This window comes from Erwinia magellanica (assembly GCF_039023495.1).
Lineage (GTDB): Bacteria > Pseudomonadota > Gammaproteobacteria > Enterobacterales > Enterobacteriaceae > Erwinia.
This window is the reverse complement of the sequence record NZ_JBCHVC010000009.1, coordinates 51,053-60,530: the sequence shown is the minus strand read 5'-3', so window position 1 is coordinate 60,530 and position 9,478 is coordinate 51,053. Positions and strand designations below refer to the sequence as shown.

8 protein-coding genes and 1 other annotated feature are annotated in these 9,478 nt (G+C 52.6%); of the genes, 5 read left to right on the top strand and 3 right to left on the bottom strand.

Annotated elements, in window-relative coordinates:
• Window positions 1–292: 292 nt before the first annotated feature.
• The 3 genes from clpB to rluD all read right to left on the bottom strand — a co-directional run bounded on the left by clpB (window position 293) and on the right by rluD (window position 4,697).
• Window positions 293–2,866 (bottom strand): ATP-dependent chaperone ClpB, encoded by a 2,574-nt coding sequence (gene clpB, locus AAH450_RS20690; RefSeq protein WP_342911872.1) that lies wholly within the window; start codon window positions 2,864–2,866, stop codon window positions 293–295.
• Between the two features lie 125 nt (window positions 2,867–2,991).
• Entirely contained in the window at window positions 2,992–3,720 is a 729-nt protein-coding gene (gene yfiH, locus AAH450_RS20685; protein WP_342911871.1) for a purine nucleoside phosphorylase YfiH, read from the bottom strand.
• A complete protein-coding gene (rluD, locus tag AAH450_RS20680; protein WP_342911870.1) occupies window positions 3,720–4,697 on the bottom strand; it encodes a 23S rRNA pseudouridine(1911/1915/1917) synthase RluD in 978 nt (325 codons plus the stop codon). Before rluD ends, yfiH begins: the two co-directional genes overlap by 1 nt.
• Before the next feature lie 130 nt (window positions 4,698–4,827).
• Here rluD and bamD point away from each other — a divergent pair, with 130 nt between their 5' ends.
• The 5 genes from bamD (at window position 4,828) to AAH450_RS20655 (ending at window position 9,478) form a co-directional block, all read left to right on the top strand.
• On the top strand, window positions 4,828–5,559 hold the full coding sequence (bamD, locus tag AAH450_RS20675) for an outer membrane protein assembly factor BamD (RefSeq protein ID WP_306211151.1): 732 nt from the start codon (window positions 4,828–4,830) through the stop codon (window positions 5,557–5,559).
• A gap of 269 nt (window positions 5,560–5,828) precedes the next feature.
• Window positions 5,829–6,173: a ribosome-associated translation inhibitor RaiA gene (raiA, locus tag AAH450_RS20670; protein ID WP_342911869.1), complete on the top strand. Its 345-nt coding sequence runs from the start codon at window positions 5,829–5,831 to the stop codon at window positions 6,171–6,173.
• 99 nt (window positions 6,174–6,272) lie between these two features.
• Window positions 6,273–6,397, top strand: a sequence feature (Phe leader region).
• A 24-nt stretch (window positions 6,398–6,421) separates the two neighbouring features.
• A complete protein-coding gene (pheA, locus tag AAH450_RS20665; RefSeq protein WP_342911868.1) occupies window positions 6,422–7,582 on the top strand; it encodes a bifunctional chorismate mutase/prephenate dehydratase in 1,161 nt (386 codons plus the stop codon).
• A 127-nt stretch (window positions 7,583–7,709) separates the two neighbouring features.
• Window positions 7,710–8,762, top strand: a complete 1,053-nt coding sequence (locus AAH450_RS20660; protein ID WP_342911867.1) for an ABC transporter substrate-binding protein — start codon at window positions 7,710–7,712, stop codon at window positions 8,760–8,762.
• Window positions 8,762–9,478: a substrate-binding domain-containing protein gene (locus tag AAH450_RS20655; RefSeq protein ID WP_342911866.1), complete on the top strand. Its 717-nt coding sequence runs from the start codon at window positions 8,762–8,764 to the stop codon at window positions 9,476–9,478. Before AAH450_RS20660 ends, AAH450_RS20655 begins: the two co-directional genes overlap by 1 nt.

Genomic DNA, 9,478 nt, shown 5'->3' with positions numbered 1-9,478 from the left:
TGAGGCGTTACTGCGAGGTGGCGTATGATACGCTTCCCCTCTTCAGAGTCAACCACTTTTCAGAAGTTTTTCTCCGGCGGTTCAGCATGCTGAACCTCTCAACCCGGCGGCCGGTAAGCCGTTATTCCGTGTCAGTGGAGGCGCATTATAGGGAGTTTCTGGCAGGCCGCAAGCCCTGAATGCAAAAAAATATTCAAGCGCTCATCTTTTAATCAGAAATCATTAAAACAGCCACTTTTAGCCTGGTTAATAAACAAAAATGGGCCCGAAGGCCCATTTTTTAACGGCATAATTATTGTGTTGCCACAATAACGCCATCCTTAACGTCCATTTCAACTGGTTTTCCGGGAACCAGAGCACCAGAAAGTATCTGCTGCGCCAGCGGGTTTTCAATCTGCTGCTGAATAGCACGCTTCAGCGGCCGTGCACCGTAAACCGGGTCATAACCGTTTTCACCCAGTAATTTCAGCGCACTCTCAGAGATAGTCAGTTCAAATCCACGGTCAGCCAGTCGGTCATACAGACGTTGCAGCTGAATCTTAGCTATTGAAGCAATATGCTTCTCACCTAATGGATGGAAGACCACCAGCTCATCAATACGGTTGATGAACTCCGGACGGAAGTGCTGACCCACTACGGTCATCACTACCTCTTTCATTTCCGGATAGCTGAGTGCACCGAAACGCTCCTGAATCAAATCGGACCCCAGGTTAGAGGTCATGATCACCACGCTGTTACGGAAGTCTACCGTTCTGCCCTGTCCATCGGTCAGGCGGCCATCATCCAGCACCTGCAACAGAATGTTGAACACATCCGGATGCGCTTTTTCAACCTCATCCAGCAGGATGACGGAATAAGGACGACGACGAACCGCCTCAGTCAGGTATCCGCCCTCTTCATATCCGACGTAACCCGGAGGTGCCCCAACCAGACGGGAGACAGAGTGCTTCTCCATAAACTCGGACATATCGAGGCGCACCATCGCATCGTCACTGTCGAACATAAAGTTAGCCAGCGCCTTACAAAGTTCAGTCTTACCTACCCCGGTTGGCCCCAGGAACAGGAACGAACCAATCGGCCGGTTTGGATCGGCCAGCCCTGCCCGACTACGGCGGATCGCATTTGAGACAGCTTCAACGGCTTCGTTCTGTCCAATCACGCGCTGATGCAGATCCTGCTCCATGCGCAGCAGTTTCTCCCGCTCCCCTTCCATCATCCGGTCTACCGGGATGCCGGTCCAGCGCGCCAGCACGTCAGCGATTTCAACTTCGGTAACGCGATTGCGCAGCAGACGCATCGTTTTGCCTTCAGATTGAGTGGCCAGTGCCAGCTGTTTTTCCAGCTCGGGGATTTTCCCGTACTGTAGCTCAGACATCTGCGCAAGGTCACCCATACGCCGGGCCTGCTCCATAGAAAGCTTCGCCTGCTCCAGTTCAGCTTTAATTGTCTGCGTACCAGAAAGGGAAGCTTTTTCTGCTTTCCACTCTTCTTCCAGCTCAGAGTAGTCGCGCTCTTTCTGATTCAGCTCAGTTTCCAGCATTTCCAGACGCTTGATGCTGGCGTCGTCTGACTCTTTCTTCAGCGCCTGCTGCTCCAGTTTCAACTGGATAATGCGGCGCTCCAGCCTGTCCAGCGCTTCAGGTTTGGAATCGATCTGCATACGAATGCTGGAAGCGGCTTCATCGATAAGGTCAATCGCCTTGTCCGGAAGCTGGCGGTCAGCAATGTAGCGATGCGATAAGGTCGCCGCTGCCACGATAGCCGGGTCAGTAATCTGTACATGGTGATGCAGCTCATAGCGCTCTTTCAGCCCGCGCAGAATAGCAATGGTATCTTCCACACTTGGCTCAGCCACAAACACTTTCTGGAAGCGACGTTCCAGCGCAGCATCTTTTTCAATGTACTGACGATATTCGTCGAGCGTAGTGGCACCAACGCAGTGCAGCTCCCCACGAGCCAGCGCAGGCTTCAGCATGTTACCGGCATCCATGGCGCCATCGGCTTTACCGGCACCAACCATGGTATGCAGCTCATCAATAAACAGAATGACGTTGCCTTCCTGCTTCGAAAGATCGCTAAGCACGCCTTTCAGACGTTCTTCAAACTCACCGCGATATTTAGCGCCAGCCACCAGCGCCCCCATATCCAGCGCAAGCACACGGCGGCCTTTCAGCCCTTCCGGCACCTCACCATTAATGATGCGTTGAGCAAGGCCTTCCACGATTGCTGTTTTACCCACGCCTGGTTCACCGATCAGCACCGGGTTATTTTTGGTGCGGCGTTGCAGAACCTGGATGGTGCGACGAATTTCTTCGTCACGACCAATTACCGGGTCTAACTTGCCGGACTCTGCGCGTTCGGTCAGGTCGATGGTGTATTTTTTTAAAGCCTGGCGCTGATCTTCAGCTCCCTGGTCGTTCACGTTTTCACCTCCACGCATTTGATCGATTGCTTTGCTTAGTTTGTCGCTGGTTGCACCGGCAGATTTTAAGAGGTCGGCCAGTGAGCCACGCGATTCCAGAGCGGCCAGCACGAACAGTTCGGATGAAATGAAATTGTCAGCGCGCTTTTGCGCCAGCTTGTCGCAAAGATTAAGGACGCGAACCAGGTCAGCAGAGGGCTGAACGTCGCCATCCGTCCCTTCAACCTGCGGCAGGCGGCCAATAGCCTGGTCGACGCCGTTTCGTAAGGCAGCCACATCAACGCCAGCTGTAGTGAGTAAAGGACGAACGGATCCCCCTTCCTGAGTCAGTAAAGCACTCATCAGGTGGAGAGGTTCGATAAATTGATTGTCGCGCCCCAGGGCTAAAGACTGGGCATCGGCGAGAGCGAGCTGAAATTTATTAGTAAGACGATCCAGACGCATAATTCCCCCATTCAGGTCAAATTGCTACTGGAGATTAAATGAGGTCAACCCTCAAATTTTCAAGTTTAATGACCCAAATATATTGGTGAAAAATACATCAATCTGGACCGTCTTATGGCGCTAGGTTATATCAGCCAGATCAAACTTGCCATACGGCCCGTGACGCCATTGCGTCGGAAAGAGAAGAACTTAGCGGGATCAGAAAGGGTACAAAGGCCGCCACCCGTGATGTGGCGTACTCCGCTGCGGTTCAGACGCGCCCTGGCAAGTTGCCAGATATCAGCATAATATTTTTCACCGGCCACACGAAAAGCTGCCGCATCGTGCAAATTTTGTGCTAAAAACGCCTCTCTTACTTCGGCGCCCACCTCAAAAGCGTCCGGGCCGATGGCGGGACCAAGCCAGACCGTTACCTCTTCGGGCGGAGCCTGAAATGCCGCCAGCGTGGCTTCCAGTACGCCGGCACAAAGACCACGCCAACCAGCATGAGCCGCCGCAACTTCTTTACCATCCACCGAGCAAAAAAGCACCGGCAGGCAGTCCGCCGTCATCACTGCGCAGGGTAAACCCTGTTCACGTGTGTAAACGGCATCAGCACGGAGAGTTTGAGGAGTGTTTCTGGTGAGGTGTAGAACATCGGTGCCGTGAACCTGCTCCAGCCAGAGTGGCTGAGTGGGCATTGCGCCCAGCTCAACCAGACGCTGACGATTTGCTGCCACATGTTGGGGATTATCCCCAACATGGGCACCAAGATTCAGTGAATCCCAGGGAGCGCCGCTTACGCCGCCCACCCGGCTTGAGCTTATGGCTCGCACCCTTGGGGGCAGCGCCCATTCAGGTTTGATCAGGCTCATTACCAATCCAGCTGATGCTTAAACTCTTCAGTATCCGCTTTCAGGGCAGCGATAAGATCGACCATATCCTGCGGTAACGGCGCGTGCCATTCCATCTCGATACCGCTGATTGGATGGTAAAGACGCAGCATAGTGGCATGCAGCGCCTGGCGATCGAACGCACGCAGCGTACCGATAAAGGCTTCGGATGCACCTTTAGGCGGGCGGGGACGGCCACCGTATAGCGGATCGCCCACCAGCGGATGGCTGATATGGGACATGTGAACACGGATCTGGTGAGTACGGCCAGTCTCCAGACGCAAGCGCAAACGGGTATGCGCACGGAAGTGCTCCATAATGCGGTAATGCGTAGTAGCCGGTTTACCCATTGGGTGTACCGCCATGTGCGTGCGTTTAGTGGAGTGACGGCTGATAGGCTCATCCACTGTGCCCCCTGCCGTCATTCGGCCAATCGCGACCGCTTCATATTCACGGGTGATCTCTCTTAATTGCAGAGAGTCCACCAGGTGCGTCTGAGCAGGCACCGTTTTCGCCACAACCATCAGACCCGTTGTGTCTTTGTCCAGGCGGTGAACGATACCCGCACGTGGAACATCAGAGATTGCCGGGAAATGGTGTAACAGCGCATTCAGCACCGTGCCATCAGGATTTCCCGCTCCCGGATGCACCACCAGGCCGCGAGGCTTGTTGATCACCAGAATGTCTTCATCTTCGTAGACGATGTCTAAAGGGATATCCTGCGCTTCCCAGCGCGCTTCCTCTTCAATTTCTGCATCAATAGCGATTTGTTCGCTGCCAAGCACTTTTTCTTTTGGTTTGTCGATGATTACGCCATTGACGGTGACGCGACGGTCGAGAATCCACTCTTTTATGCGAGATCGGGAATAATCAGGGAACAATTCGGCCAAAGCCTGATCTAAGCGTTGTCCGAGTTGCGATTCGGATACCGTTGCGTTGAGTTTTACTTGTTGTGCCATAAACAGCTTCTTCGTTAACGTTGGGTTTTCACGGCGATGCCGTTTAATATAATGTGCTATTGTACCTGGTCACTATCGGGAGCTACATGGACAGCTTCCTGAATAACACTCTGAGGATAATCAAATCGTCATGACGCGTATGAAATATCTGGTGGCTGCAGCCACGTTGAGCCTGGCATTGGCGGGTTGTTCCGGCTCGAAGGAAACGGTGCCCGACAATCCGCCTTCTGAGATCTATGCCACAGCCCAGCAAAAACTGCAGGACGGTAACTTTAAAGGAGCAATAACGCAACTGGAAGCGCTAGATAACCGCTATCCGTTCGGGCCTTACTCCCAGCAAGTTCAGCTAGACTTGATCTACGCTTACTACAAAAATGCCGATTTGCCGCTGGCGCAGGCCGCAATTGACCGCTTTATGCGTCTTAATCCAACCCACCCGAATATTGATTACGTGATTTATATGCGTGGTCTGACGGATATGGCACTGGATGACAGCGCACTGCAGGGCTTTTTCGGCATCGACCGCTCCGACCGCGATCCTACGCATGCGCGTGACGCCTTCCATGACTTCTCTCAGCTGCTGCGCGGTTACCCGAACAGTCAGTACGCGACCGACGCCAGAAAGCGTCTGGTCTATCTGAAAGATCGTCTGGCGAAATATGAATTATCCGTTGCTCAATTCTACACTAAGCGCGAGGCATATGTTGCAGTAGTTAACCGCGTTGAGCAAATGATGAAAGATTATCCGGACACCCAGGCTACCCGCACGGCGCTGCCGCTGATGGAAAATGCTTACCGTCATCTGCAATTGACGGCTGAGGCAGATAAAGTCGCGAAGCTGATTGCGGCGAATCAGGCTTAAGCGTTGTAAACGAAAAATGGCAGCCTGAGGCTGCCATTTTTTATGCTCAAAAACAGAATGCGTTACGCCTTGTGTTCTGAGTCATCCCATCAATCATGCCCGCTTAAGACTCATCAGACAACCCCCTTTTAACCAATTATCACCCCATCTCACAGATTTGCCAGACTTGACAAAAAGTGACAAAAAAACGTGATTAAAATCACGCATTAACCCCTTTTTCAAGGTATGCTTACCCCACATTCGACGGAAATGACAGAGAGGTAAGCACTATGGTTCTGAACATTACCAGCAAGCACATGGAAATCACTCCGGCTATCCGCCAACATGTCGAAGACCGTCTCGCCAAGCTCGAAAAATGGCAAACTGACCTGATAAACCCCCATATCGTTCTTTCAAAGGAGCCGAAGGAATTTGTCGCTGATGCCACTATCAATACGCCTAATGGCCCGCTGGTAGCCAGCGCCAAACATGCTGATATGTACACGGCCATCAATGAGCTTATCGCCAAGCTTGAGCGTCAGCTGAACAAGGTTCAGCACAAAGGTGAAGCGCGCCGTGCTAACGCCAGCGTCAAAGACCTGAGCGTTGACTTAAGCGCTGTCGATCAGGAATAAAAAATCGACATCAAGATAACGCGCCTCAGGGCGCGTTTTTTTATTGACAGAAATAATTTGCAGCGGTTACTTTAAACGCTTGCTGATCCCGGACACACCAATGAAAAAACTGTCGTTCTTCTTCGCCTTCTTTTTTACCTTCCGCTGACCGGGAGGCCATTCGTCGTGTAAGAAACAATGCGAAGACGAACAACAAAGCCTCCCAAGCGGGAGGCTTTTTTTTTATGAACTTCTGACAGGTAGCACTTATGACACCCGAAAATCCCCTGCTGGGCCTGCGTGATAAAATCAGCGCACTGGATGAACAACTGCTGAACTTGCTGGCACAACGCCGGGCGCTGGCGGTTGAGGTTGCGACGGCAAAGATGGCCACCCATCGCCCCATCCGCGACACCGACCGCGAGCGGGACCTGCTTGAGCATCTTATTACGCTGGGCAAAGAGCATAAGCTGGATGCACATTACATCACGCGTCTCTTCCAGCTGATTATTGAAGACTCGGTGCTCACTCAGCAGGCGCTGCTGCAAAAGCATCTGAATAATACCGCTTCGCACTCGGCGAGAATTGCCTTTTTAGGCCCGAAAGGCTCCTATTCTCATCTTGCCGCACGCAACTATGCTGCCCGCCATTTTGATAACTTCATTGAAAGCGGCTGCCTGAAGTTTCAGGATATTTTCAGTCAGGTCGAAACCGGCCAGGCTGACTATGCCGTCCTTCCGGTTGAAAATACCAGTTCTGGTTCGATCAACGATGTTTACGATCTGTTGCAGCAGACCAGCCTCTCTATTGTTGGCGAGATGACTCTGCCGATCGATCACTGTGTGCTGGTCAATAGCAGCACCGATCTGCAAAAAATTAAAACGGTATACAGTCATCCGCAACCTTTCCAGCAGTGTAGCCAGTTTATTAACCGCTACCCGCACTGGAAAATTGAGTACACCGAAAGCACCGCCGCGGCGATGGAAAAAGTCGCGGCGATGAACTCCCCTGACGTTGCCGCCATTGGCAGCGAGGCTGGCGGTGAACTTTATGGTCTACAGGTGCTGGAGCGCAATCTTGCTAACCAAAAGCAAAATATTACCCGCTTTATTATCCTTGCCAGAAAACCGGTTGAAGTGACCCTTCAGGTTCCGGCGAAAACCACGCTGATTATGGCAACAGGCCAACAGGCAGGCGCGCTGGTAGAAGCCTTACTGGTGCTGCGTCAGCACAACCTGGTAATGAGCAAACTTGAGTCGCGTCCCATCAACGGCAATCCCTGGGAAGAGATGTTCTATATCGATTTCCAGGGTAATTTGCGCTCCGATGCGGTACAGCAGGCGCTGAAAGAGTTAACACCTATTACCCGCTCCCTGAAAGTGTTGGGCTGCTATCCAAGCGAAAACGTTATTCCGGTAGAGCCGGAATAACCTTACTGCTTCTTGTCAGCCGCCAGCTGTAGGGCTGACGCGCGTTTCTTTTTATTGTGCAGAATCAATTTGCCCTGCCTGATTAACGTTATATCATGATGTATATAACGCTAATCAGGAATGTCATATGCTTCGCTCTTTCAGGGCACCCGCCCTCACCGCTCTACTCTGCTTTGTTCCGTTCTGCTCTCAGGCCGCGCGTCAGGTGGTGGATCAGCTCGGGCGCCAGGTGACGATCCCGGATCGGGTCGATCGCGTGGTGGTACTGCAACATCAGACGCTCAATTTGCTCGTGCAGCTGGATGCCACCAGCACAATGGTTGGCATTCTGGGTAACTGGAAACAACAGTTGGGTGAGGGCTATCAGCGCCTTGTGCCTCAGCTTAATTCCATTCCGACCCTGGGCGATCTTACTCACGTGGATGTCGAAAAGCTGGTTGCCCTTCACCCTCAGGTTGTTTTCGTGACCAACTATGCCCCTAAAGAGATGATCGACCAGATCCAGAATCTGGGGATCGCGGTGATTGCCATCTCGCTACGCAGCGACGATGCGAAACAACAGAGCAAGCTCAATCCCGAGTTGCAGGATGAAGACCGCGCTTACAATCAGGGGCTGAAAGAGGGGATCAAACTGATCGGCGAAGTCGTTAATCATCAAAAGCAGGCTGAAACTTTAATTAAAGCTACCTTTGATGAGCGTCAGCAAACAGCCGATCGCCTGAAGGCTATCCCGCCCGCTCAACGCATTCGCGCCTATATGGCAAATCCAGATCTGACCACCTACGGTTCCGGGAAATATACCGGCCTGATGATGGCGCATGCTGGTGCTCTTAACGTCGCAGCGGCAACGGTCAAAGGCTATAAGCAGGTCTCTATGGAGCAGATTGTTGCCTGGAACCCACAGGTTATCTTTATACAGGATCGTTATCCTCAGGTGATGGACGAGATTAATCAGCAACCCGCCTGGCAGGCTGTAGATGCGGTAAAAAACCACCGCGTTTACCTGATGCCGGAATATGCCAAAGCCTGGGGATACCCGATGCCGGAAGCGCTGGCGCTGGGTGAACTCTGGATGGCGAAAAAACTGTATCCGGAAAAATTCAGCGATATCACTATGCAGAACAGAGCTGACAGCTGGTATCAACGCTTCTACCGCACTCACTATGTCGGCAACAATTGATGAGTGACATTCGCGTGTTCGCTGCCGGTAGCCTGCGTATTGTCTGGCCAGAATTAATGCGCCTGTTTAAGCGGCAGAGCCGTCATACCGTTACGACTGATTTTGGCCCTGCCGGTCTGCTTTTGCAGCGCATTGAGCAGGGAGAGTCCTGCCATCTTTTTGCTTCAGCAAATAGCGCCCATCCGCAAAGACTGCTCGCTGCGGGACGCGCACTGGCAACCCGCATTTTTGCCCATAACAGCCTTTGCCTGAGTATTAACCCCACCCTTGCCGCAGAGAAAAGAGAGTGGCTGGATATGCTGCTTGATCCCACCCTGCGCGTGGCAACCTCTACCCCGCGGAGCGATCCTGCCGGTGATTACGCGTGGCAGCTTTTCGAGCTTATTGAAGCCTCTCACCCCACAAAAGGAGAAGAGCTAAAAAGACGGGCGATGCAGCTGGTTGGCGGACCGGAAAGTCCGGCCGTTCCTGCGGGAAAAGTGGCGGCAAGCTGGCTTCTGGAAAGCGGCCAGGCAGATTTGTTTATTGGCTATCAGAGCTACAGCCCTCAGCTGAAGGCGGAAGGTAAAGTGGTCACGCTGCCCATTCCTGCGCCCTGGCAGATTCAGGCCGACTATACATTTGCTCTCTGCTCAGGGGAGGCTGAAGCGTTGGGGGAATTTTTATTAACAAAGGAGGCGAAGGCTCTCTTTCACCGGGCCGGTTTCGGCCACTAA